We start from the raw sequence: 24,986 nt of genomic DNA on the forward strand, positions 1-24,986 counted from the left end.
TCCATGAACTGTTTCGAATGAATTGGCCGCAGGAAGGTGTGAACCTGCGGCCAGACTTGCTGTGGACTATTTGATCGCCTTGACGCCGTCGTTCATCTCCTTCAGGCCATCGTCGATAGATGTGTTGTCTGTCATGATCGCGTCATGCACACGGTTCAGCACGACCTCGATTTTTGCTGCATTGGGACTGACCGCCATTTCCAGATAGGACTTGCCGGCTTTAAGCGCCGCCTTGCTGTTTTCGTCCTGCGGGAAGCCGGGCAGCGAGGTGATCTTGGTGCTGACATCGTCTGTGCGCACCGCTGGCAAAGTTCCCGTATCGGCAATGATTGCCGCACCTTCAGGTCCAGTCACGAACTTGATGAAGTCAAGCGCCACGTCTTTGTGGGCTGAGTTGTTATTGACCGAAAGAGCCGCAATCTGCGCCGCCGTTGTGCCGGCTGCAACGCCGTCTGGGTGCGGGAATTTGACGATGCCCCAATTCTTGCTCTTGGATTCACCGGACTTTACCTTGGCGATCTGGGTGCCGATGAACCAGGTCCCCATCGGCAGCATACCGACCGTCCCGTTGAAGAACAGCGCCGAATAATGGGTATTGGAGGTTTTCAGCGATGCATAGGACGGGATCGCACCTTCCTTTTGAAGCTTCAGCGCCCGCTCATACCAGGGCTTCAGAAAAGCGTAATCGCCACCGACCAGCGTATGCTGACCATCCATGATGCCCGGAAGCTGAACGGTCGAACGCCATGTGTGCAGCAATGCGCCGTAGGTCTTGTTGACCCCCATGCCGCCCTTCAGCTTAACTGCGATCTGGTCGAACTGTGTCCAGGTCATGTCATTGGTCGGGTAGGAAACGCCCGCTTTGTCGAAGATGTCCTTGTTATAATAGACCACCCAGAAGTCAGAGCGGAAGGGTATTGCATAGACCTTGCCGTCAATGCTCAGCTCCTCGATAAGCCCGCCATATCTAGCTTTGTCGATCTTCTGCTCGGTCATGAAACCGGAGAGATCGCCGATAGAGTTGGCCCGCACCAGGGTCGCGTAGCCCGGCACGTCCTTGATGGTGACGACGTCGATATCCTTGGCGCCACCGGTCAGTTGGGTGGCGATCATCTGCGTGTAGTCCTGCGAACCGAGATCCACCGGCTCGAATTTCACATTCGGATGCTTGGCCTGATAGGCTTCTATCAGCGGCTTGTAATAGGCCACCTTGTCCCAGTCCCACAGCGCCCATTTCAAGGTGACGGGGGCTGCCGATTGTGCGAACGCGCCGCCTGCCATGACAGTGACCATTCCCAGTGCCGCAGCGGCAATGGTCAGCGATATCCCAAATTTCTGCCTGTACATTCTGTTCTCCTCCCTGATTGTCTCGTTGAAAGCGCCTCCCAGCGGCTTCCTATGATATTTTGGTTGTCCGATACGCCGCATCAGGCTCGGCCAAAACCAGTGCGGCTGCCCGATGCGCGGCGAATGAAACGGCGAACATTCCAAGTGAAAAATTGATCATTGCCGGCATGAAGACAGAAACCGGATAGAGCAGCACATGCACAAGCCAGAGGGCCGCGACAAACACCAGCGCTGCCACCGTCGGCAAGGGCCGCAGAAGCGTTGCCAGCGCCGATAGCCGCAGGATCTCCAGGACACCACGCTTGCTCATCACCGCAAGCACAATGAAATGCACCGACCACACGCCCACAAAACCGGTTGCGACAAGGCTGACAGCCAGAGGGCCGGCGTAGATCAGGCTGTCGCGCACTTGGGCGCCATAGGTTAAGATCGCACAAGAACCGATCCACAGCGCCAGACCGGTTGCCAGACCCCATCCCGTTGCCACGGCTAAATAGCGGCGAAAGGCTTCGGCAAAATCACGCAGCAGGTAGACGTTGCGGTCCTCCACCATGGCGCGACACATACTGGCGGTGGCGAAGAGGGCTGCGGGCAGGGTGACGACAGGCAACGCGGCGACCAGAAACAGAAGGTTGAGCTTGACCAGTTCCCACCATTCGCGCCCGATGATCTCGCAAAACAGTGCAACACCGGTGCGCTTCGGCGCATCCTTGGCGATGCCCTTTCCTTCTTTCGTCCAGATGGCCTCCAACCATTGCATCGTGTTGTCCTGTCAGTAAAGGATCGACCGCTCGGTTTGCGGATCGAACAATTGCGCATTGGTCATGTCGGCGGTGAGGCGCACCTGCTCACCAAGCCTGGCCTTGAAGCGCGGTGACACGCGGGCAACGACCGAGCGTCCGGCAACGACGAGATTGAGATGCACTTCCGAGCCCATCGGTTCGGCCAATTCAACGACCGCCTCAAAGGGTGCCGTATTGGCAGGGTCGATATCGCCCGGTGCCAGTTCATGAAAGTTTTCAGGCCGTATGCCCAGAATGATGTCGCGGTCCAGATAGGGCGCGATGCGGCTCTGGTCGAAGGTGTTCGGCAAGGGTAGGGCATGATCGTTGAAGACGGCGACGAAACCATCCTCCTGGCGCCGGATCGTCGAGGGCAGCATGTTCATCTGCGGCGCACCGATAAAGCCCGCCACAAACATGTTGATCGGATGGTCATAGAGCCGCTGCGGCGTATCGACCTGCTGGATGTGGCCATCCTTCATGACAACGATACGGTCGGCCATGGTCATGGCCTCTACCTGATCATGGGTCACGTAGATGAAGGTGGCGTTCAGCCGCTTATGCAGCTTGGATATTTCGGCGCGCATCGTGCCGCGTAGCTTGGCATCGAGGTTGGACAGCGGTTCGTCGAGCAGAAACACTTCCGGATTGCGCACCATCGCACGGCCCAGCGCCACGCGCTGCCGCTGGCCTCCCGACAGTGCCTTGGGCTTGCGGTTCAGAAGATGGGTGATGTCGAGGATCTTTGCCGCTTCCTGGACTTTTGTCTCGATCACATCGCGCGGCGCTTTCCGCAGCTCAAGTCCGAACGCCATGTTCTTGTAGACAGTCATATGCGGATAGAGCGCATAATTCTGGAAAACCATGGCAATGTCGCGGTCCTTTGACGGCACGTCATTCATCAGGTCCTCGCCGATCAGCAATTGCCCGCCGGAGATCTCCTCAAGCCCCGCAATCATTCTGAGCGTGGTGGATTTGCCGCAGCCGGACGGTCCGACGAGAATGATGAATTCCTTGTCGGCGATCTCAAGGTCGATATCGTGCACCACTTTCAGTGCACCGAAGGATTTGTTGAGCTTTTTCAGCGAAATGCTTGCCATTTATCCCTCACGCATCACCAATAGGAGGACCAGTTGCGCGACAGGCGCGTCAAAGCTTCCATGTAATAGTAGTCGCCCCAGGACACGCATTCATCGACACCTTCGCCGCGACATGTGTTGTGTGGGGTTTTCTTCGAATAGGTGCCATGCAGAACAAGCCCGTTGGAAAGGGCCGGGTCCTTGACAGCATAGTGATCGGCCAGACTTTTCATCATCCTCCGGGCCAGATCGCGGTAGCGTGCGGCGTCCGCGTCTTCCACGAGATCGGCCATTTCCAGAAGGCCGCAGGCGACGATGGAGGCGGACGAACTATCGCGCGGTTCGCCGTCCTCTGCCGAAAAGATCAGGTCCCAGACCGGCACGAGATCGTCTGGAAGCCGCTGCAGATAAAAGCCCAGCAGCCGCTCAAAAGCGTCGCGGTATTCGGCAATGCGCTCGTAACGATAGGACAGGGCCATGCCAGCAATGCCCCAGGCCTGTCCGCGTGCCCAGAAACTGTCATCGCTATAGCCCTGCTTGGTCACGCCCCGTACCGGAGCGCCGGTCGTGGGGTCCATGTAGAACGTGTGATAGGTGGAGCAGTCCTCCCGCACCGAATGGGCAAGCGTGGTGCGCGCATGGGAGAGCGCGATCTCGCGGTATTTTTCATCCCCTGTTTCGCCAGTCGCCCAATAGAGCAGCGGCAGGTTCAACAGGCAGTCGATGATGTAGCGGTATTCGTTTGGATTGCCCTTGGCGCCCCAGGCCTGGATGAATTGTCCGATGGGCTGGTAGCGTTCGATCAGCTGGTCGGCGGCAAGGAGTGCCGCCTTGCGTCCATCCTCGTCGCCCACCAGTTTCCACGCGGCAATGCAGGAGGGCGAATAGAGAAACCCCATATCGTGATGGTCGGTGGCGATACGGTTCTCGATGCGATGCAGGAAGCTTTGCACCTGAATCTGAGCGGCATATCGAAAGACCTTATCGCCGCTGTGCTCATAGGCGAGCCAGATTTCGCCGGGCCAGAAACCTGCCGTCCATTGGTCGTTGGCAACCGCCGGATACCTGTTGCCGACGCTGGAATGGTTCTGTGCCGCATAGGTGAAGTCAGGCAGATTGCGCCGCACCTGGGCGACCGCGATCTCGAGCGCCATGGTCACCTGTTGATCGGTGATCGGCTGTGGCGCGTTGGAAAACATGGCATTCATGGCATCACCCCTTCAGCCCGGTTGATGCGACGCCTTCAACAAAGAAGCGCTGCAAGGCGAGAAAGACAATCAGTACGGGAATGAGCGCGACGACCGACGCCGCCATGATCAGCCCGTATTCGGCGGAATATTGCGATATGAACATTCGAAGCCCGATCTGGATGGTCTTCAGTTCGGTCTTAGTGAGATAGATCATCGGCCCCAGAAAATCGTTCCATGTGGTCACGAAGGTGAAGATCGTCAGAGTCGATAGCGCTGGCTTCGACAGCGGCAGCATGATCTTCGCCCAGATCTGGTATTCGTTCATCCCGTCGATCCGGGCGGCTTCGCAGAGTTCTGTCGGGATCGACATATAGAACTGCCGCATCAGGAAGACGCCGAAGGCTGTGAACGCCTGCAAGCAGATCAGTGCCAGATGGGTGTTGTTCAGCCCGAATTCCCGCATCAGCAGGAATTGTGGCACCATATAGACCTGCCAGGGCATGGCGATGGTGGCGATGTAGCCGAGAAACAGCGTGTTCTTGAAGGGAAAATGCAGTTTGGCGAAAGCATAGGCCGCGAAACTCGACGTCAACAATTGCAAAAGCGTGACGATGATCGTCAGCTTCGAGGTGTTGTAGATGAACAGGGCCAGCGGAATCTTCGTCCAGATATCGACATAGTTCTGCCAGCGCGGATGGGCCGGTATCCATTCGATCGGGAAGACAAAAACGTCGCGGTCGAGCTTTAGCGAGGCCGACAGCATCCAGGCAAACGGCAGCAGCATGATGATGGTGACGGCGATGACCGTTGCGTAGATGGCAATTGTCGAGACATTGATCCTGCGTCCGGCAATCCGCATGGTTCAGTCCTCCCTCTGGCGACGGAACTGGACCACGGTGACCGCCAGAACCAGGAAGAACAGCACCAGCGCAATCATGCTGGAATAGCCGAGATCCCAGGAAATGAAGGCTTCGTTATAGATATGATAGACCAGCACGAGGGTAGAGGTTCCAGGTCCGCCCTGGGTGATCATATAGACCTGGTCGAACACCTTAAAGGACTGAATCGTCAGCATGACTGTGACGAAAAACGTCGTCGGGGCAAGCTGCGGCACGGTGACATGCCGGAATTTCTGCCAGCCATTGGCACCGTCGAGACCGGCCGCCTCGTATAATTCGGCATTGATACCCTGTAGCCCGGCCAGATAGATGACCATGTAATAGCCCATGCTCTTCCAGATACCGAACAGGATGACGGTGACCATCGCCCAGTGCCGGTCAGCCGCCCAGCCGGGCATGTCATTGGGGTCGAGGCCGAGCGTGTAGAGCAGCATGTTCACCGGCCCCATTTCTGGGTTGAACAGCATGTTCCAGACGACAGCCACGGCGACCAGTGACGCGACATAGGGAAAGAACATCGCGGTGCGGAAGAAATCGCGACCACGGATTTTCTGGTTGAGCAGAATGGCAAGGCCAAGCGCGCAGGCAAGCGTCGCAGGCACCGAGATAACAGTATAGATGACCGTGTTCCAGAAGGCGGAGATAAAGGTCTTGTCTTCAAACAGCCGCCAGAAATTATCGAGCCCGGCAAAGGTGATCGGGTTTGACCCATCCCAATGCATGAAAGCCAGCACAAAGGCGAACAGGATGGGACCGAGCGTGAAGACGGCAAAGCCCAGGAAATTCGGTGCAATGAAGGAATAGGCAATCAGCGCATTTTCGATCCGCCGCCGGCGCTTGGACACAATCCGCACCCTGCGCTTCGAACTCGCATCTTTGCCGTTCTCGGCGCTGCCGCCAGATAGAACCGGACTGATGACCGTCATCAGCTTTCCTCCCGCACGAAGCCTATCGTGCCATGCTCAAGCGTTCCATGCGGGGCCGCCTGTCGGTTGCACCCGTCTCCCGATCCCTGCATAGCATAGATCGTTTATTGGTCAAACAACTTCCGATAACATCAGACAAATTTACTGGAAAGGTGAAAATAGGTATGATAGCAGGGGATTGCTAGACGGTGAGGAAGGGGAGGTGAGCATAATGTTCAGCAAGCATATTGGCAGCTTGCCGCCTCATCTTGCCGATTTCCAACCGGCCGCAGCTGCCGACGTCCATGCGTTGCTGCAACGACTGGGCGTCGAACATCTCACCGCCCTAAAGGCCGCAGGCCGTACGGCGCTGGAGGCCGAATGGCCGCAGATCTTTGCCTCTCGTTACCGTGACTATACCCAGACAGGAAATCGTTCGCGCTTCGAAGACCTGTATTTCCGTCGCCGCCTGATGCTGAACGATCTGGTTCTGGCGGAATGCGCCAAGGACACAGGTGAGGGCGGAGACGACTTCATCGACGCCATTATCGATGGCGTCATTCTGATCTGTGAGGAAAGCGGGTGGCAATTGCCAGCGCATAACGCCTATGGACGCGGCGGTCCGCGCCAGCCCTTGCCGGATCCTGATGACCCTGTGGTCGATCTCTTCGCGGCGGAAACGGCGGCGAACCTGGCAACCCTGGTTTGGCTGCTAAGGCCTGCCCTTGCCCAACGCGATCCGCGCCTGCCTGCCCGCATAGAACAGGAGATCCACCGCCGTATTATCACCCCTTATCTTACCCGGCATTTCTGGTGGATGGGGCAGGGAAACGAGAGGATGAACAACTGGACTGCCTGGATCACCCAGAACGTCCTGATCGCCACGTTTTCCCTGCCCACGAGCCAGGAGATTCGCCGTGCAGTGCTGGTCAAAGCGCTGGGCAGTCTCGATGCCTTTCTCAAGGACTATGCCGAGGACGGCGCCTGCGAGGAAGGCGTGCTCTACTATCGCCATGCCGCTCTCTGTCTGTTTGGTGCTATGACCGTGCTGGATCAGGTCGTGCCGGACCTGTGCCGTCCGCTTTGGCAGGCAGCCAAGATCCGCAATATGGCGGAATACATCCTCAATATGCATGTGTCTGGACGGCATTATTTCAATTTTGCCGATTCATCAGCAGTTCTGGAGCCCTGTAGCATCAGAGAATATCTGTTCGGCAAAGCGGTTGGCTCGAAGGCGCTGATGGATTTTGCCGCTGCCGATCTTCAACAATCCGCAGATCCGCTGCTGTCGAAAGAGTGGAACCTTTGGCACCGGTTGATGGCAGCCACACGCTTGCCGGACGTTAAGCCTGCGCCAGCAAAGCCGGCGGCAAAAGGTGATATTTTCTACCCCGGCACCGGGCTTTTCATCGCCCGCGACAACCGTTTCGATCTGGCGGTGAAGGGTGGGCATAACGGCGAAAGCCATAATCATAACGATGTCGGCAGCCTGACGCTTTACAAGAACGGACAACCATTTCTCATCGATATCGGTGTCGAAACCTACACGGCCAAGACTTTCTCGCCGCAGCGTTACGAGATCTGGACGATGCAATCGGCCTACCACAACCTTCCAACCTTTGCGGGCGTCATGCAGCAGGAGGGGCCGGAATGTGCCGCACGCGATGTCGAGACGGCTTTCGAGGTGGAGGAGGCCCGCATTTCGCTGGAGATAGCCGCAGCTTACCCGAAAGAAGCAGCGCTGTGCTCTTATCGCCGCAGCGTCAGGCTCATTCGCGGCAGCCATGTTGAGATTATCGACGAGCATGACGGTGACAAGCCTGCGGTCCTGTCACTGATGACCTGCGTTGCGCCCCGCTCGCAGGCGGGGCGGCTGGTCCTGGACGGGCTCGGCGAAATTAGCGTGAGCGGTGCGGCAGAGCCAATCATCGAGGCAATCGACATCGGCGATCCCCGGCTGCGGCAGGCTTGGCCGGAGAGAATTTTCCGTATTCTGCTGCCGTTTGAGACATCCCGCTTGTCGCTGACGATTACTTGAGGAGGGTGAGGATGAGAGTGACACTCACTGTGGTGGATGCTGCGGGCCAAAACCTGGCGCAGAGCAGTGCAGACCACGAAGCCTTTCTGGTCTATCGCCAGCCCTACCGTGACGGCGACCAGCTATTGGTTGACGTGTCAGAGCCCGGTCATATCCGTCTGGCGCTCGATGCCGCCATGGCACCGGCCATCCTGTATTTGCCGCAGGGCCGTTTTAGCTTTTCCATACCGTTCGGCGCTCGGAAGATCGCTTATCCGCCCCATGCCTTTTGCGGAGATCTGCACCGGCTTCACGCTGCGAAGGCGAGGCCGGAAGAAATAGCGGCACAGAGAAACCTTGCCTTTAACCCCCTGGACGACCACGCCAATTCTCAAGCATTTCCGCATGTCGAGGCCAATGTCGAAACACGCGGGGAGGCGGCCTTCGCTGTTCGCAATGTCATCGATGGAGAGCGGGCCAATAGCAATCACGGCTTCTGGCCTTTCACCAGTTGGGGGATCAACAGGGACCCTCAGGCTGCCCTGACCCTGTTTTTCGGTCGCCCCGTCACGCTCCGTGAAGTGGTTCTCACTCTGCGCGCTGATTTTCCACACGATGCCTGGTGGGAAAGCGCAGTTCTGAGCTTTTCGGGTGGAGAGGAAGCGCGGTTGGCGCTGGTCAAATCCTCTGCCGCTCAGTGTTTTAGCCTGCCCGAAACGCGTACCGAATGGGTTCGGCTGCACAGTCTGGTGAAAGCCGATGATCCATCGCCGTTTCCGGCGCTGACCCAAGTTGAGGTTTGGGGGACGGAAGCCTGAGATTCAGGTCTCGCTGCCGATACCGCGCAGATCGCGCAACAGATCACGGTAGCGCAACTGGCTGCCGCGCAGATGATCCTGCATAGCGGCGCGGGCCGCTTTTTCGTCGCCGTCGGAAATCGCCACGACCACGGCCTGGTGTTCCCTGTGGATGAGGCGGCGATAGGCCGTCTGCTCAGCGGCTCGGTTTTCCGCAACCACTTTGGACTGAGGGATAGCGGATGCGCCGTGCATCTCGAGAAATTGCGTAAACAGCGGATTATTGGTGGCCGCAGCAATCGCCATATGCAGGGCCAGGTCGGCCTCGCGAATGGAGCGGTCGGCCTCGATACACGCCAGCAATTTTGCATGGCAGTCGAAAATCGCTTCCTCCTGCGCAGGCGAACGGCGCAGCGCGGCAAGCCCGGCAGCCTCTATCTCCAGCGGCGTGCGGATCTCCAAAACCTCTAGATCTGAGGACAGCCGGGCGCGATCCAGCTTCGACGGGTTTGAGCGTGATTGATGATGATTGAGGACGAAAATGCCAGCCCCTTGGCGCACCTCGACCAGCCCATCGTAACGCAGGCCGGTGACTGCCTCGCGGATAACGGTTCGGCTGACACCATGGGCCTCGGTCAGTTCCATTTCGCTGGGAAGCCGATCGCCCGGCGCATAGTCCCCGCCAAGGATCGCCTTGCGAAGGCTGTCGCTGACCTGTGCGACCAGGGAGCCAGCGCCCTTGGCGCGTGTTTTCACTTGACCGGTCACACCATCCACCACTTTCATGCCCTGCCGCAGAAGGCAGAGCCGTTTTCGTCTCTCTAAGTGGAATATGTATGATGAATCGTACGCAAATTCAACTGCTCTGTAAAAGGCCATAAATATGTCTGATGTCTATCAAGTTAGACGACCCGCATCATGGTAACCTCGTTTTCTTTTCGTCCGCTCCAGGCGTGAAAGCACCCGCTGGGCATCCTCCTTTCGATCGAAAGTCTCGATCAGGGTCTGGCCTGTCGTCCCAATCCGACCCCAGTTGCGGATCACCGAGGCGCCGCCGAACAGGGTCGGTTGCAGTGCGAGCGTGTAAAAGCGCCGCATGTTTTGCGATGGGTCGATACGGCGAAGTTGGACCGGGCTGTTGTTCTCTTTCTCCATGGCCAGAGTCTGGCGTGGTTCGATTCAAGCGTCCAACGAGTTATCTGAATCGATCCGGCCTGATCGATTCACGCCTCTGATAGGTCATTCCGCCTTGGCGAGTTTGTATCAAACGACGCCCTTGCTGAAAATAAAACATCCGTAGGGGCCGGGATCGGACGTTCTGACGATCGCAAAGGACGCCTTTGCCTCAGCATAAAACGCGAAACGTTCCAGGGCGTCGATCTTCACCGGTCGTCCTTCCGCATTGTCCACCACACGCTGGATGGCCGAAAAGATCGGCACCTGCCCACCGGGATCACCAACCACCTGCATCCTCTTCACCGGCGCTTCCACAAAGGTATCCAGGGGGAAAAGCGTCAGGATCGCCGCCGTGGCAACCTCAAGACCGCAACCCGACAGATTGATCAGCTTGCCATAGGTTGTGTGCTTGGCAATCGTCTCGGCCGGATGGTTGATATCGCACAGCACCAATTGGTCGCCGTGGCCCATCAGCATCAAGGCATGCAGCAATTCAGCGTTCAAAACCGGATCTATTCCCTTCAGCATTGGCTTGCCTTCCCTTTGTGGCTGTGAATTTCTTCACGATTTTGCATTTTTTTGTGATGTTTCCCGATGCGGCGATGCTTAAACAGGCCGGGGCGAGGGCCATATTCACCGCAATCCATAGTTCAACGTCGCCAAAACTCCCGTTTCGACTGCGCTTCGATGAACATCGAAAATATTTAAGAGAAACGCAATAACGGACTTTACCAAAATAAAAGACTGTGTGAAGTTCTCGGCGCAGATAGCGTCTTTCCGGACGCAAGGACTGTCACGGCGAGAGGGAGGTCTCCAACCGTTACGGTTTTCCGGAAAATCGCTTAAACGGCGTGCGCAAGGCGCGCCGTCCTGGGAGGAGAACTGCTTTTGGCATCGATGAATATCGTCAATGTCGGCAAGGCCTATGGTAGCCTGAGGGTTATCCATGGCGTTTCCGTCGAGATTCCTGATGGTGAATTCGTTGTTCTTGTCGGCCCATCGGGATGCGGCAAGTCCACGCTGCTGCGCATGGTTGCTGGGCTGGAGCCGATCACCTTTGGCGATGTCGTTATCGACGGAAAGGTCGTCAACGACCTGCCGCCAAAGGATCGCGATATCGCCATGGTGTTCCAAAGCTATGCACTTTATCCGCACAAGACGGTGGCGGAGAATATGGGCTTTGCGCTGAAGATGCGCGGTGAAACCAAGTCCTTCATTGACGAGCGCGTTCGCAAGGCAGCGGAAATTCTCGATCTGGTCCCCTATCTGGCCCGCTATCCCCGTCAGCTTTCCGGCGGGCAGCGGCAGCGCGTGGCGATGGGCCGGGCGATTGTGCGAGATCCGAAGGTTTTCCTGTTTGACGAACCACTGTCCAATCTCGATGCGAAACTGCGCGTGCAAATGCGGGCTGAAATCAAGGAATTGCAACGCCGTCTGGCGACGACGATGATTTACGTCACCCATGACCAGGTCGAAGCCATGACCATGGCGGACCGTATCGTCGTGTTGCGGGATGGTCGCGTCGAGCAGATCGGCTCGCCGCTAGCGCTTTACGACGCGCCAGCCAACATGTTCGTGGCTGGGTTTATCGGTTCGCCCTCAATGAACCTGATCAAGGGTCATATCCGGGCATCAACAACACCATTTTTCGAGACCGAAGAGGGCATCCGGCTTCCCTTGAATTCGGCTCCTGCAGGTTCGGACGGACGAGCGGCTTTCTACGGCATTCGGCCTGAGCATTTTGTGCTTGGCGGCGATGTCACCGCTAACGTTACCGTGCTGGAATCGACCGGAACGGAAACCCAGGTCTTTGCCCGGCTTGGCCAGCAGAAAGTTATCGGCGTGTTCCGCGAGCGTTTGGCAGAGCCGTCCGGACAGATGATTGCCATGACGCCGAACCCGGCCATGGTCCATCTGTTCGACGGTGAAACGGGGCTGCGGTTGGAATAGAGTTTGTCAGGGAAAAGTGGAAGCCTGCTTTCGCCCGTCCACGGGAGGGGACATGTGAAAGCAGTTATTTGACATAGGCGAACAAGGGAGGAGATACGCATGAAAGTCAGCGAATACGAGAGGATGATGGCGATAGGCCTGAGCCGTCGCGCCATCCTGAAGACCGGTGCAAGCCTTGGGGCTGTGGCAGCGGCTGGTGGGTTGTTGGGCAGTGCTGGAACGGCGCTTGCCGACGAGGCGTCCCTGCGCACGCAGATCCTGCAAATACCCGGCGTTGGAAAAGGCTCTCCCACCGATGCCGACTGGCAAAAAGTCGGCGAGCTGTGCCTGGAGGCCACGAAAAAGACCGTCAAGAAGGGAGAGTTCGCTGGCGTCGAACTGTCCTTCATGGGCCTGAACAATCAGAATCTGCACAATGTGCTGTTTCGCGGTTTCCTGAAGCCCTGGGAGGATTATACCGGTGCCAAGATCACCTGGATCGACCTGGCCCAGGCCGATTACAATCCCCGCCTTCAACAAGCGATTGCCACCGGCACCGTGGATTTTGACCTTCTGGAAATGGGCGCTCCGTTTGAAGGCGATGTTTGCGGCAAGGGCCTTGCCTCGGAAATGCCGGACTGGGTGAAGGCCCAGATCGACATGGAGGATTACGTCGATTACCTGAAGGCCCCGGTCGGCACCTGGGGTGGCAAAGTCTACCGCGTCTCGGTGGATGGCGATTGCCACAACTTCAACTACCGTAAGGATTATTTCACCGACGCCGATCTCGCCAAGGCCTGGAAAGCTGAAGGCCATGCCGGCGAATGGGGCGTGCCGAAAACCTGGCAGCAGGTGCAGGAAGCAACCAAGTTCCTCAAAGGCAAGACAATCGCCGGAGCCGATGCCATCGGCTATCTCGATGCACCAAAGGCCTGGGGTGGCTTTGGCTTCTACTTCCTCGGCAGCCGCGCAACGGCCTATGCCAAGCACCCGGATGACAAGGCCTGGCTGTTCGACATCGATACGATGAAGCCGCGCATCAACAATCCTGCCTGGGTGCGCGCCATCCAGGACGTTGTCGATGCCCTACCTTCCGAAGCCGGTGACCAGTTGAACGCCGATCCCGGCACGACGGCGTTCCAGCAGTTTCTGGCCGGAACCGGCTCCATGGTCTCCTGGTGGGGCGATGTCGGGCAAAGCGCCCAAACCAGCGATAGTTCGGTGGTGGGCGATACCATCGCCTTCGACATTCTTCCCGGCTCCGACGATGTCTATAATGCCAAGACCGGGAAATGGGAGACGCTGGCCAGCGGGCCGAACTATGCGCCCAACATGGCCTATCTGGGCTGGGGCGTTTACGTCATGGCCCGTGTTGACAAGGATGAGAAGAAAAAGAAGGCAGCCTGGAGTGCGGCGGCCCATCTCGGCGGCAAGGATCTCGCCTTGTGGACGGCGGCCTATCCCTCCGGCTTCCAGTGCTATCGCAAGAGCCAGTTCGATATCAAGGAATGGGTGGCCGCAGGCTATGAGGAGGCGTTCATCAGCAATTATCTCGCCTCCCAGTCGAAGTCCTACAACCATCCGAACGCCGCCATCGAACCCCGTATTCCTGGTATCTTCCAATATTACAGCGTGGCGGAAGACGAATTGGCAAAAGTGTTTGCGGGAAGGGTGAAGCCCCAGGAAGGTGCCGATGCGATTGCGGCGGCCTGGGAAAAAATCACCGATCAGCTTGGCCGCGACAAGCAGATATCACTCTACAAGGCCTCGCTCGGCGTTTGAGCCAAAACCGACGGCAGGAAACTGCCGTTGGTGTTCCCAAACGGCGTCAGGCGGCTTTCTCATTCCGCCTGACGTCCATTCATCAGCCTAAAGCCAATCTTGGCTTCCGGTCTCTGCTCGGGCGTTGTGCCCAAGGGTTTGCTTATGTCCGACACGACCATGCCTGCCATTCGCCCGATTGAAGGGGCATCGCTACGGCAAACCGGTGCCCGGCGTGGTCGCCTGCTGCTGGCGGTGGCCACCGTGCTGCTGCTTGGCGTACTCGTTCTGCAAATTCTCGATGCAGCCGGGGTGACCTCGCTTGGTCTCGTCAGTTGGCGTCCCTTGCTCTATGCCTATATCGTCTGGGCCGTGGCTCTGTGCGCCGCGCAAATCATGATCCGGGGCGAAGCTGGCCAGCGGGCCGTGTTCGTTCTACCGGCGGTGCTGTTTACGGTGGCCATGGTGGTATTTCCCACGGTGTTCGGCCTCTACATTGCCTTCACAGACTGGAACCTCAGCGCTGCCGCAGGACGGCGTTTCAATGGCATCGACAACCTGCGCACGCTGTTTGCCGACTTTTACTTCTGGAACGCGCTGTTGAACATGGTCTATTATGTTCTGGCGGTTCTTGTGCAATATGCCATTGCCTTTGGCCTCGCGCTGCTTTTGAACGCCGAAATCAAGGCCCGGAAGTTCTTTCGCGTCGCCTTCCTTCTGCCGCTGATGTTGAGCCCGGTTGCCGTCAGCTGGATGATCGGCAAATCGCTGATGGAATATCGCTTCGGCCCGGCGGCAACGCTTGCCCGGCATCTCGGATGGGACAACCCGGCGTTTTTCTCGACCCCATGGCTTGCCCGTCTCTCGCTGATGGCCATGGATGCCTGGGTCTCGATCCCCTTCATGATGATCCTGCTTCTGGCCGGGCTTCAGGCCTTGCCAACGGAGATTAAGGAGGCCGCCAAGGTCGATGGCGCTTCCGGCTGGCAGAGCTTCAAGGAAATCACCTTTCCGCTGATGCTACCGGTCAGCGTCACCGTGATTATCCTGCGGATCATTTTCCAGTTGAAGCTTGCCGATATCGTCATCAATGTCACAGCAGGCGGACCCGGCGGCGCGACAGATACGGTCTCCAGCTTCATCTTCCGGGAATATCGTGACCGCTCGAATGTCGGCTACGGCACCATGCTGGCCGAGTTCTATCTCGTCATCATCATTATCTTCGTCTCGCTCATCCTCAAGGTGACGAGCCGCTGGCTGCAACGTTCCAACTGAGGGTTAGACCATGGCACGCAACCCCACTCGCCATAGCGGTCCTGAAACAAGGTTTCGCCGCCCTCGCTTCATGACGGGCAGCCTGCTGATTTACACGGCGCTGGTGTTCTGGGCCTTTATCTCCCTGTTTCCGATCTACTGGACCATTACCACCTCGTTCAAGACCGCCGTCAATGTAACCCAGGGCCACCTCATTCCCTTCGTCGATTTTACGCCGGACTGGAAGGGCTGGCGCTCGCTTGGCCTTTCGCCGGATACGATATTTGTGGCCTCGACGGTGCGCGACGAATTCATGCGGCGCTTCTTCAACAGCGTCGTCGCCTCGGCTGGAGCCTCGTTTCTGGCTGTGGTGATCGGATCGCTGGCGGCCTATGGCCTCAGCCGGTTTTCCTACAAATTTCTCTGGTTGCGCAACAAGGATATCTCGTTCTTCTTCCTGTCCCAGCTGATCCTGCCGCCCGTCGTGCTCGCCATGCCGTTTCTGGTGCTCTATAAACACCTGATGCTGCTGGATACGCTGACCGGGCTTGTCCTCGTCTATACGCTGATGGTGCTGCCCATTGTCATCTGGATCATGCGGGACCAGTTCGACACGATCCCCGTCGAACTCGAGCAGGCAGCGCTGGTTGACGGCTGCTCGATCTGGGGCGCGTTTATGCGGATCGTCCTGCCCATCGCCCTGCCGGGAATGGTGGCCGCCTTCATCCTTTCGGTCATTCTCTGCTGGAACGAATATTTCTTCGCAGCGCTGCTGACCAGTTCGAACGCCAAGACGCTTCCCGTCATGGTGGCCAGCCAGACCGGCTCGCAAGGGATCAATTGGTGGTCCATGGCCGCTATCGCCACCGCCGCCATCATGCCGCTCGTTCTGGTCGGTATTTTTCTGGAGCGCTATATCGTCAAGGGCCTGACCGCCGGTGCGGTCAAATAGGCCCGTCATTGCTGTAAGTTAAGTTAAACAAGGAGTGTCCCATGCTGAAAAATCTTCATCCTGCCTTGAATGCCGACGTGCTGCATGCGCTGCGATCCATGGGGCATGGCGATACACTTGTGATTTCCGATACCAATTTCCCCAGCGATAGCGTGGCACGCCAGACCGTGCTGGGCCGTCCGCTCTCCATGGCTAATCTATCCGCCGCAGAAGCTGTGCGCGTCCTGCTGTCGGTTTTGCCGCTCGATACACCCTTGCAAAATTCGGCAGGTCGTATGGAAGTCATGGGTGCCCCGGACGACATTCAGCCGGTGCAACGCGAGGTCCAAGTGGAAATCGACCGCGCCGAGGGCAAGCCGTCGCCGATGTACGGCATCGAGCGGTTTGCATTCTACGATCTTGCAAAGAAGGCCTATTGTGTGATTTCAACCGGCGAAACCCGCTTCTACGGCTGCTTCCTGTTCACCAAGGGCGTCATCCCACCGGCTGGAGCATAAGGAGAGCAGGATGGGCAAGGGCGTTTCGATACTCGGAATCTTTGTTGCCGATACCGCCTATCTCGCGGCCCGGCTGCCGGTCGTAGGCGAGACGATCACCGGCAGCGGCTTTTCCGTCGGGCCGGGCGGCAAGGGTTCCAACCAGGCGGTTGCGGCAGCAAGGGCCGGGGAGGAATCGAGCGTCTCCTTCATCTCGAAGATCGGTTGCGACGCGTTCGGTGATCTGGCGTTGAAGACCTATGCGGATGCGGGTGTCCTGCCAAAACTGACCATTATGGACGACCAGCCCACCGGTGCCGCGTTCATCTATGTCAACGACAAGACTGGCGACAATGCCATCATTGTCTATCCAGGCGCTGCCGGAACCATTACCATTGAGGATGTCGAGGCGGCGCGGCAAACCATCGAGACCAGCGCGATTTTCGTAACGCAGCTTGAGCAGCCCGCCGAGGCGGCCCACCATGGGCTGATGATCGCCCGTAAGGCTGGCGTCACCACGATCTTCAACCCCGCCCCCGCCGAGCCGTTTCCAGACGCGATCTATCCGCTATGCGACTATATCATTCCCAACGAAACCGAAGCCGCCGCATTGGTTGGCTTTCCGCTCGATACGATTGAAGATGCGAGGCGGGCGGGGGATGTGCTTATGGCTCGCGGTGTCGATACTGCTATCATAACGCTGGGCAGCAGAGGCGTGTTGTTTCATAGCGCCGATGCCTCGGTGGCGGTTCCGGCCATTGCAGCCGGGCCTGTCATCGATACGACAGGGGCAGGGGACGCCTTCGTCGGCGGTTTTGCGGCAGCGCTTGCCGATGGACTTGCCCCGCTCGACGCGGTCCGGTTTGGATGTGCGACGGCGGGCATCGCCGTTACCCGCCGGGGAACCGCGCCCGCCATGCCGGAGCGCAGCGAAATCGAGGCATTGCTGCGTGGCTGAGGTCGGCTCCAGGCAATTCACTGGGGTCTAAGAGATTTTTTACTTTACAAATCACAAATATTTTGTGAAGTATGAAGTGTAGTGATCAAAGTGAGCCAGAGCCGTGACCCAGCTGAAATTTGCAACCCGCCTGAATTCCTTTGCCTCCTGCCCAAAGGCAGAATGGCCGGACCTGTCCGGCAAGCCGACCATGCTGCAAATGGTAAAGCGTGCCGCAAAAGTCGATGGGCTAACGGATCTCGATCTCAATTATCCCGATCATGTTGGCGAAGATCCTGCTGTTTTGGCCCGCCAGATTGGCGATACGGGCCTGGCAATCAATGGGTTCGCCATGCGCTATTACACCAATTCCGCCTTCAAGATCGGCGCATTCACCAATCCAGACCCCGAGGTCCGGCGGGAAGCCATCGATCTCACCAAGGCCGGTATTGACGCAGCCCGTGCAGCAGGCAGCCGGTTGATGACGCTCTGGCTCGGCCAGGATGGGTTCGATTATGCCTTCCAGGCGGATTATCACACCCTGTGGCAACACGAAATTGATGGAATCCGTGAAGTTTGCGCCCATGACCCGGATTGCCAGATCAGCATCGAGTACAAGCCGAACGAACCTCGGTCCTACAGCCTGATGCCAGATGCGGCAACGACATTGCTGGCCATCAGGGATGTCGATATGCCCAATCTTGGTGTGACGCTGGACTTTGCCCACGTTCTCTACGCCGATGAACAGCCAGCCTTTGCCGCCGCCCTGATTGCCCGCCATAGCCGCGTTCTCGGTGTGCATCTGAACGATGGCTATGCCAAGCGCGACGATGGCCTGATGGTGGGCGCGGTCCACACCCAGCAGACCATCGAGCTTCTGCGCCAGATCCGCAAGGACGGCTACGATGGCGCTATCTACTTCGACACGTTCCCGGACATGACGGGTCTCGATCCCGTCCACGAATGCGAGGTCAATATCCAGACCGTCAAGCGCATGTTGCGGATTGTCGATCGCCTCGATCAGGACAATCGTCTTTCGGGCGCCATCGACCGTCAGGATGCCGTGTCCGCGCAGGCCATCGTTCAGGAACTGATGCTGGGCTAAGGCCCGCAATTCCAAATACCCCGAGATTTCAGACCTTTGTAACCAAAGGCATGCCGGAGGCATGCTTGATGATACCACCTGGGAGGAACCGATGAAGACCATGATGAAACTGACGCTTGCCACTGGCCTTGCTGCCAGCTTCCTGTTCAGCGCAGCCTTTGCGCAGCAGCTTGCCCCACTCAATTCCGACACTGAAAAAGACCGCATGGACTGGTCGCAGCTGGAAGCAAAGTTCGGCCCCTTTCCGAAGCTTCCCGACGGCACCAAGGCGGGCGCCGTCTCAAAGACACTGACCAACGAATACTGGCGGTCGCTCGGTGAGGGCTATGCCGCGTTCGGCAAGGCCAAGAACGTTCCGGTCGCCTATCAGGCGGCGCAAAGCGAAGGCGACCAGCTTGGTCAGTTGACGATTGCCGAGGGGATGATCACCCAAGGCTATAACGTTCTGCTGGTGTCGCCACAGACGGATTCCAATCTCCAACCGGTGATCGAACAGGCCAAGGCCGCCAATATTCCGGTCGTTGACGTCAATGATGCCGTGATCCCGCAGGCCGAGCACTATGTCGGCAATGTTCAGCGCGACAACGGCGTGCGCGTCGCCAAATGGTTCATCACCAACCGTCCGCAGGGTGGCAAGGTGGCGATCATCGAGGGCCAGGCCGGTGTTTATGCCGCCGTGCAACGCACCGACGGCTTTAAATCCACCATCGGTGAAAACGGCAGTTTCAAGATCGTCGCCAGCGTTCCCGGCAATTGGGACCGCCAGACCTCCTACGATGCCGCGACCAACATCCTCAACCAACACCCCGATCTTATCGGCTTCTATGCCAACAATGACGGCATGGCATTGGGCGTGGTCGAAGCCGTCAAGGCGGCAGGGCTTGCGGGCAAGGTCGCTGTCTTCGGCACTGACGGTATTTCAGACGCCTACGCCTCGATCAAGGCAGGCGAACTGACCGGCACCGTCGATAGCTTTCCGGTTCTAACAGGTGAAGTCGCCCTTGAAACAGCCCTTCGGCTCGTTGCCGGCCAGAAATTGCCGCGCGTTGTCGCAACGCCTCAGGCGCTGATCACCGCCGACAACCTCGCCCGCTACCAAGGCAAGGGCGTCGATGTGCGCGCCGTGCTGATGGAAGATGCCAAGGCTGCAAAATAATCGAGGTTAACGCACTGCCAGCTTTCAGGGCTGGCAGTGCGTGTCTTGCAGGAGGAGGTAAGAGATGGTGCCGAGACTGGGATTTGAAACAATCTCCAAGAGCTTTCCGGGCGTCAACGCGCTGACGGATGTGAGCTTCGATGTTGCTCCCGGAGAAATTCACGGGCTGCTGGGTGAAAACGGCGCCGGAAAATCAACGCTTCTGCGCATTCTGTCCGGCGTCTTCCGGCCAACCTCCGGCAGTGTTTTCGTCGATGGCGAAGCTGTCGCGTTTCGCAAGCCGCTGGATGCAAGACAGGCTGGCATTGCGATGATCCATCAGGAACTTCAACAGGTGCCGCATCTGAGTGTTGCCCAGAACATGTTTCTTGGCCATTCGCTGACCCATATGGGCGGGCTTTTCGTTTCGCGCCGGGAGCAGGAACAGCGGGCCGCCGAAGCGCTGTCGATGATCGACCGCAGCATCGACGTTTCCGCGCCCATCTCCAGCCTGAAAGTCGCGCAGCGGCAGATTGTCGAGATCGGCCGCGCCCTGCTCGACAAGGCCAAGGTCATCGCCATGGATGAGCCGACCTCCAGCTTGACGCCGAGCGAGTTCGACCGGCTGGCTGAGGTGATTGCCGATCTCTCGGCCAGCGGCGTGTCGATTATTTATGTTTCGCATAAGATGGACGAGGTTTTCCGTATCTGCCAGCGCGCCAGCGTCATGCGAGATGGCAAGCTCGTTGGCATCGTTGACATGAAAACCACATCGGAAAAACAGGTCATTGCCATGATGGTCGGGCGTGAACTGATGCAGGAAACCCATCATTCCTTCGTAACTGATCAGGTCAGACTGCAAGCCAGCAATCTGTCTTCAGCCACCAAGATCAAAAATGTCTCCTTCACCTTGAAAAGGGGTGAAGTGTTGGGCATTGCCGGGCTGGTCGGCTCGGGGCGCACGGAATTGCTGCGGCTGATCGCCGGTGTCGATCGTCTGAGCGAGGGGTCTATTACCATCGATGGCAAGAGTGTCAGCCTGCGCAATCCCCGTGACGCAATTGCCGCAGGTATCGGCCTTGTGCCGGAAGAGCGCAAGCGCGAAGGCATTATCCCCTTGCGCCCGGTCAGCTTGAACATGGCGCTGGCTTCGCTTCCCAGCTTTTCCGCTGCCGGTCTGATCCGCACCGGAAAACTGCGCGCCAGCGCGCAGGATTTGCTGAAGCGTGTCAACCTGCGGCCGTTTCAGCTTGATCGTCCTATCCGTCTGTTCAGCGGCGGCAACCAGCAAAAGGCCATTATTGCACGCTGGCTGGCGGCCAAATCGCAGATCCTGCTGTTCGATGAGCCGACACGCGGCATCGATGTCGGGGCAAAATCCGAGATCTACCAATTGATCGAAGCCCTGGCCCGCGAAGGCCATTCGATCATCGTCGTTTCCTCCGAGCTTCCCGAAGTCATCCGGCTCTCCGACCGCGTGCTGGTGATGCGGGAAGGCCAGATCGCCGCTGAAATCGCGCGCGACCAGCTGACGGAAAGCGCCATTCTCGCCCACGCCATTCCAGGAGCGAGTGCCGGTGCTACCGCCATCGCACATCCTGCATAAACAGAGAGGATCTTTCTCCATGACCGCCTCTTCATCCGCCGCCAGCCAATCGGTCCCGACCTTTCGCCGGTTTTCCGTCTCGTTGCGTGATGCCGGAACGCTGATCGGCCTCATCGTCATCATGGCGGTATTTGCAGCGCTCGTTCCCGGCTTCCTGTCGGAGCGCAATCTGACCAATATTCTCCAGCAATCCAGCATCAATGCCTGCCTGGCGCTGGGCATGACGCTGGTGATCATTTCAGGCGGCATCGATCTATCGGTCGGGCCGACCGCTGCCATTGCCGCCGTGATGACCGCGACGCTGCTGCTGGGTGGAACGCCCATCCCTTTGGCGATCCTCGCCGGGCTTGGTGTCGGCGCGGTATGCGGCTTTATTAATGGCGTGCTTGTCGCCTATATCGGCCTGCAACCCTTCATCGTGACGCTGGGGACACTGAGCACCTACCGAGCCATCGCGCTGATCTTCACCGGTGGCAATCCGGTGCTGGGCATTCCGCCCGGCTTTCGGGCGCTATTCAATGGAACCCTGATCGGCCTGCCAATCCCGGTGCTGATCGTTGCCGGTGTTTCGGTCGCCGCCTGGGTGCTGCTCAAGAAGACGCCGATCGGTGAATACCTGATGGCGGTTGGCGGCAATGAGGAAGCGGCTTACGTGGCAGGCGTTCCAATCGCCCGTACCAAGATCACCGCCTATGTGATTTCCGGCGGGCTCGCCGCACTTGCCTCCCTTATCCTGATTGGCCGTCTTGGCGCGGCCGAGCCCATTCTCGGCAATCTCTGGGAGCTGGATGCAATCGCAGCAGCGGCGATTGGCGGTGCATCGCTGATGGGCGGCAAGGGCAGTATTGTCGGCACCATTCTCGGCGCCATTATCCTGGGTGCCATGCGCAATGGTTTGACGCTGATGAATGTCCAGGCCTTCTATCAACTGCTCGCCACCGGCCTTATAATCCTCGTCGCAATGATGATTGATCGCGCGACAAGGGGACGGGAATGAACGCTGATGGCTTTGACATGAAGGCGGTAGGGCCGCGCATTCGCATGATGATGCCAATGCTGACCCCGCTGGAAGCAAAGGTCGTGGATACGGTTTTTGGCATGCGTGATTTCAGCGAGGAGACCTCGCTGAAGCAAATCGCCGAAAATGCCGGGGTTTCGGAAGCCATGGTGGTGAAGATCACCAAGAAGCTCGGTTTTTCCGGCTTTCGGGATTTCCGGTCTTCCGTCAGCCAGTATAACCGCCAGCCGACCACCGAAATGCATCAGGAATTGTCGGTTGACGATACCTCGCTTGAAATCGTTCAGAAAGTCTTTCGCACCTCGATCCACGCCCTTGAGGAAACACTTGCCATTCTGGACATGGCAGCCTTCGACCAGGCGGCGGACATGATCCATAAGGCTCGAAACCGGGATTTCTACGGCGTCGGCGGCTCGGCGCAGATCGCCCGGGATGTCGCCCACAAATTTTTGAGAATTGGCGTGCGCGCCAGCGTCTTCGATGATTCACACATGATGCTGATGTCGGCGGCCCTTCTCGCCGATACCGATGTCGCCATTGGCTTTTCGCATTCGGGCAACACGATTGCCGTGATCGAGGCCCTGCAACTTGCCCGCAAGAACGGTGCCAGCACCATTGCCGTGACCAATTACGGTTCCTCCGCGCTCGCCCAGTCCGCCGACGTGGTCTTGTGTTCCACCGCACAAGGCTCGCCTTTGATGGGGGAAAATGCCGCGGCGCGCATTGCGCAGCTCAATATTCTCGACGCCATTTTCGTCGCCGTCGCCCAGCGCGACTATCAGGCCGCCGAGCGCAATCTCGACCGCACCATGTCCGCCGTCACCTCTAAACGTAGAGATCGCCTTCCATGACATTCTCGCCTATCGTCACCGTTTTCGGCAGCCTGCATTATGATATCGCGGTCTTCGGTCCAGACCGGCCACGTCAGGGAGAAACTGTTGCAGGCACGTCCTGGCACCCCAAAAGCGGCGGCAAGGGTGGCAATCAGGCTGTCTCGGCAGCACAGGCTGGCGTCTCGACATTCATGATCGGCGCAGTTGCCGACGACGAATTCGGACGGTTTCTGTTGGAAAATCTTAAACGCCGACAGGTTGATGATCGCTTCGTGCGGCGCGACGCCGTGGCGTCTACCGGCCACGCCACCGGCATGAGCGTGGCGATTTTCGACGCGCAGGGCGATTACGGTGCCGTTATTGTGTCCGGCGCTAACCTGACGCTTGGCGATCAGGATGTTGCAGCCGCAGCCGATCTGCTGGGCCGGACAACGGTTCTTGTGCTACAGAACGAGATCCCCGACGCCGCCAATGTCGCCGCAGCAAGGGCCGTCCGGCAGGCTGGCGGCCGAGTCCTGATCAATGCCGCACCGGCGCGCGCCTTGTCAGCCGACCTTCAGAACCTGATCGACATCATCGTCGTCAACGCCATCGAGGCTGAAATGCTGGCGGGTGTCCCGGTTGTCGAAACGCTCGATGGCGCATTGGAAGCGGCAAGGAGGCTGTTGGCGAACTTCCCGGACGTTGTGGTCACCGCAGGCGGCGCGGGTGTCGCCTACGCAAGTCGAGGCGGAGACGAAATTGTCCTGCCTGCCGTGAAGGTGAAAGTGGAAAGCACGCACGGAGCCGGCGACATGTTCATCGGCGTGATGGCCGCAACCCTCGCCACGGGAAAATCGATGCGCGACGCACTTTCACTGGCAAATATCGAAGCCGCAAAACTGGTTGCGACACCAGAGGCTGAACGCCTTTAGAGTTTGTCAGGGAAAAGGGAAAACCGATTTTTCCGAAAACACAAACGAAAACAAGAGAATTTAGAGTCTGTCTGGTTCAATCTGAACGTGACAGACTCTAGGCTAAAGGTTTCACCCCCATAAACTGGGTTGGCGTCATGGCCGTGACCTGCCGGAAAGCGTGCGAGAACGAAGCGGCACTGGAAAACCCGAAGTCGGCGGCCACGCGGGCGATTGGCTTTCCTTTGGCGAGTAGATCCATCGACTGCACGATCCGAGCCCGTTGTCGCCAGGCCTTGAAGGTCAACCCTGTCTCCGAAGGAAACAATCGGCTTAAGGTTCGCACGGATGTCGCGGCCCGCGATGCAAATTCATCTATGCTCATCAGGCTCTGATGATCGGTGAGAGCCATGTCTGCGACCCGAAGCCCGATTGTGCTTGTCGGCAGGGGAAGGAATGTTGGCGCGTGGGCCGTTGACGTCAGTTCGTGAAGCATGAGCTTGGCTACGAGTTCTCCCTTCTCTCGGCTGACATCGGCCATGAAAGCCGCCTCGAGCAAAGACTGCATGAGCGGGGTCACGCGTAAAGCGAATGTCTGATCGAGCGGTACCGGAGGCGCCCATTCCTGCGCCGCCGATGGCTCCCAATGGACCATCCATAAATCGGCGTCCGTCAAGACATCGACGCGATGGGGAACGCGAGCGGGAATCCAGACTGCGAGCTGTGAAGGTACCAGCCACCGGCCTTCCTCAGTGTGAACCTGCACCATCCCAGATGCGGCAAAGGTGAGTTGTGCCTCGTCGTGGGCATGGATTGGCAAGCCTTCGCCGCGTTGTTTGAAGCCCCGCTGAAAGGTGAACGGATGTCTGGGCATGATTGGCCTCTCGGCGATGGA

The 24,986-nt window shown here is 58.2% G+C and carries 24 protein-coding genes; 14 read left to right on the forward strand and 10 right to left on the reverse strand.

All coding sequences use genetic code 11. The features are described from left to right. Window positions 1-66: 66 nt before the first annotated feature. Genes AVI_RS27095 through AVI_RS27120 form a run of 6 tightly spaced genes read right to left on the reverse strand, consistent with a single transcriptional unit; the run spans window position 67 to window position 6,223 of the window. Window positions 67-1,347 (reverse strand): ABC transporter substrate-binding protein, encoded by a 1,281-nt coding sequence (locus tag AVI_RS27095; RefSeq protein ID WP_015918450.1) that lies wholly within the window; start codon window positions 1,345-1,347, stop codon window positions 67-69. A gap of 49 nt (window positions 1,348-1,396) precedes the next feature. Next, complete coding sequence (locus AVI_RS27100) at window positions 1,397-2,107, reverse strand: DUF624 domain-containing protein (protein ID WP_015918451.1); 711 nt, start codon at window positions 2,105-2,107, stop codon at window positions 1,397-1,399. 12 nt (window positions 2,108-2,119) lie between these two features. After that, window positions 2,120-3,229, reverse strand: a complete 1,110-nt coding sequence (locus AVI_RS27105) for an ABC transporter ATP-binding protein (RefSeq protein WP_015918452.1) — start codon at window positions 3,227-3,229, stop codon at window positions 2,120-2,122. 14 nt (window positions 3,230-3,243) lie between these two features. After that, entirely contained in the window at window positions 3,244-4,416 is a 1,173-nt protein-coding gene (locus AVI_RS27110; RefSeq protein WP_015918453.1) for a glycoside hydrolase family 88 protein, read from the reverse strand. Window positions 4,417-4,420: 4 nt separating this feature from the next. Next, the gene (locus tag AVI_RS27115; RefSeq protein ID WP_015918454.1) at window positions 4,421-5,257 is read right to left on the reverse strand and encodes a carbohydrate ABC transporter permease; all 837 of its coding nucleotides are present in this window, start codon (window positions 5,255-5,257) and stop codon (window positions 4,421-4,423) included. Window positions 5,258-5,260: 3 nt separating this feature from the next. Continuing rightward, window positions 5,261-6,223 (reverse strand): carbohydrate ABC transporter permease, encoded by a 963-nt coding sequence (locus AVI_RS27120; protein WP_015918455.1) that lies wholly within the window; start codon window positions 6,221-6,223, stop codon window positions 5,261-5,263. A 211-nt stretch (window positions 6,224-6,434) separates the two neighbouring features. Here AVI_RS27120 and AVI_RS27125 point away from each other — a divergent pair, with 211 nt between their 5' ends. Both AVI_RS27125 and AVI_RS27130 read left to right on the forward strand, forming a co-directional pair. After that, on the forward strand, window positions 6,435-8,240 hold the full coding sequence (locus AVI_RS27125; RefSeq protein WP_015918456.1) for a heparinase II/III domain-containing protein: 1,806 nt from the start codon (window positions 6,435-6,437) through the stop codon (window positions 8,238-8,240). An 11-nt stretch (window positions 8,241-8,251) separates the two neighbouring features. Continuing rightward, window positions 8,252-9,037 carry a hypothetical protein gene (locus AVI_RS27130; RefSeq protein ID WP_015918457.1) on the forward strand — a complete coding sequence of 262 codons (786 nt, stop codon included), beginning with the start codon at window positions 8,252-8,254 and terminating at the stop codon, window positions 9,035-9,037. A gap of 3 nt (window positions 9,038-9,040) precedes the next feature. On the opposite strand, the gene AVI_RS27135 is transcribed toward AVI_RS27130, so the two are convergent. The 3 genes from AVI_RS27135 to AVI_RS27145 all read right to left on the reverse strand — a co-directional run bounded on the left by AVI_RS27135 (window position 9,041) and on the right by AVI_RS27145 (window position 10,720). After that, window positions 9,041-9,802 (reverse strand): FadR/GntR family transcriptional regulator, encoded by a 762-nt coding sequence (locus AVI_RS27135; protein ID WP_041699780.1) that lies wholly within the window; start codon window positions 9,800-9,802, stop codon window positions 9,041-9,043. A gap of 111 nt (window positions 9,803-9,913) precedes the next feature. Beyond that, on the reverse strand, window positions 9,914-10,171 hold the full coding sequence (locus AVI_RS27140) for a WGR domain-containing protein (RefSeq protein ID WP_015918459.1): 258 nt from the start codon (window positions 10,169-10,171) through the stop codon (window positions 9,914-9,916). 108 nt (window positions 10,172-10,279) lie between these two features. Then, on the reverse strand, window positions 10,280-10,720 hold the full coding sequence (locus AVI_RS27145) for an RbsD/FucU family protein (protein ID WP_015918460.1): 441 nt from the start codon (window positions 10,718-10,720) through the stop codon (window positions 10,280-10,282). 360 nt (window positions 10,721-11,080) lie between these two features. Here AVI_RS27145 and AVI_RS27150 point away from each other — a divergent pair, with 360 nt between their 5' ends. From AVI_RS27150 to AVI_RS27205, 12 genes are all read left to right on the forward strand, one after another. Continuing rightward, window positions 11,081-12,142 (forward strand): ABC transporter ATP-binding protein, encoded by a 1,062-nt coding sequence (locus tag AVI_RS27150; protein ID WP_041699782.1) that lies wholly within the window; start codon window positions 11,081-11,083, stop codon window positions 12,140-12,142. A 99-nt stretch (window positions 12,143-12,241) separates the two neighbouring features. Then, a complete protein-coding gene (locus AVI_RS27155) occupies window positions 12,242-13,903 on the forward strand; it encodes an ABC transporter substrate-binding protein (protein ID WP_041699785.1) in 1,662 nt (553 codons plus the stop codon). 144 nt (window positions 13,904-14,047) lie between these two features. Next, window positions 14,048-15,157: a carbohydrate ABC transporter permease gene (locus AVI_RS27160; protein WP_015918463.1), complete on the forward strand. Its 1,110-nt coding sequence runs from the start codon at window positions 14,048-14,050 to the stop codon at window positions 15,155-15,157. A 70-nt stretch (window positions 15,158-15,227) separates the two neighbouring features. After that, on the forward strand, window positions 15,228-16,088 hold the full coding sequence (locus tag AVI_RS27165; RefSeq protein WP_085946659.1) for a carbohydrate ABC transporter permease: 861 nt from the start codon (window positions 15,228-15,230) through the stop codon (window positions 16,086-16,088). A gap of 41 nt (window positions 16,089-16,129) precedes the next feature. Beyond that, on the forward strand, window positions 16,130-16,585 hold the full coding sequence (locus tag AVI_RS27170) for an RbsD/FucU family protein (protein ID WP_015918465.1): 456 nt from the start codon (window positions 16,130-16,132) through the stop codon (window positions 16,583-16,585). A gap of 10 nt (window positions 16,586-16,595) precedes the next feature. Continuing rightward, entirely contained in the window at window positions 16,596-17,522 is a 927-nt protein-coding gene (rbsK, locus tag AVI_RS27175; protein WP_015918466.1) for a ribokinase, read from the forward strand. 112 nt (window positions 17,523-17,634) lie between these two features. Beyond that, the gene (locus AVI_RS27180; protein WP_041700039.1) at window positions 17,635-18,606 is read left to right on the forward strand and encodes a sugar phosphate isomerase/epimerase family protein; all 972 of its coding nucleotides are present in this window, start codon (window positions 17,635-17,637) and stop codon (window positions 18,604-18,606) included. A 91-nt stretch (window positions 18,607-18,697) separates the two neighbouring features. After that, the gene (locus AVI_RS27185; protein WP_041700041.1) at window positions 18,698-19,762 is read left to right on the forward strand and encodes a sugar ABC transporter substrate-binding protein; all 1,065 of its coding nucleotides are present in this window, start codon (window positions 18,698-18,700) and stop codon (window positions 19,760-19,762) included. 64 nt (window positions 19,763-19,826) lie between these two features. Then, complete coding sequence (locus tag AVI_RS27190; RefSeq protein WP_015918469.1) at window positions 19,827-21,347, forward strand: sugar ABC transporter ATP-binding protein; 1,521 nt, start codon at window positions 19,827-19,829, stop codon at window positions 21,345-21,347. Window positions 21,348-21,366: 19 nt separating this feature from the next. After that, the gene (locus AVI_RS27195) at window positions 21,367-22,344 is read left to right on the forward strand and encodes an ABC transporter permease (RefSeq protein ID WP_015918470.1); all 978 of its coding nucleotides are present in this window, start codon (window positions 21,367-21,369) and stop codon (window positions 22,342-22,344) included. Further along, window positions 22,341-23,216 (forward strand): MurR/RpiR family transcriptional regulator, encoded by an 876-nt coding sequence (locus tag AVI_RS27200; RefSeq protein WP_015918471.1) that lies wholly within the window; start codon window positions 22,341-22,343, stop codon window positions 23,214-23,216. Before AVI_RS27195 ends, AVI_RS27200 begins: the two co-directional genes overlap by 4 nt. Beyond that, entirely contained in the window at window positions 23,213-24,112 is a 900-nt protein-coding gene (locus tag AVI_RS27205; RefSeq protein ID WP_015918472.1) for a ribokinase, read from the forward strand. Before AVI_RS27200 ends, AVI_RS27205 begins: the two co-directional genes overlap by 4 nt. 97 nt (window positions 24,113-24,209) lie before the next feature. Here the strand turns inward: AVI_RS27205 and AVI_RS27210 are convergent, their stop codons facing one another. Next, window positions 24,210-24,965: an AraC family transcriptional regulator gene (locus AVI_RS27210; protein WP_015918473.1), complete on the reverse strand. Its 756-nt coding sequence runs from the start codon at window positions 24,963-24,965 to the stop codon at window positions 24,210-24,212. Window positions 24,966-24,986 lie beyond the last annotated feature (21 nt).

The sequence above is a fragment of the Allorhizobium ampelinum S4 genome, from assembly GCF_000016285.1.
In the GTDB taxonomy this organism is placed as follows: Bacteria; Pseudomonadota; Alphaproteobacteria; order Rhizobiales; family Rhizobiaceae; genus Allorhizobium; species Allorhizobium ampelinum.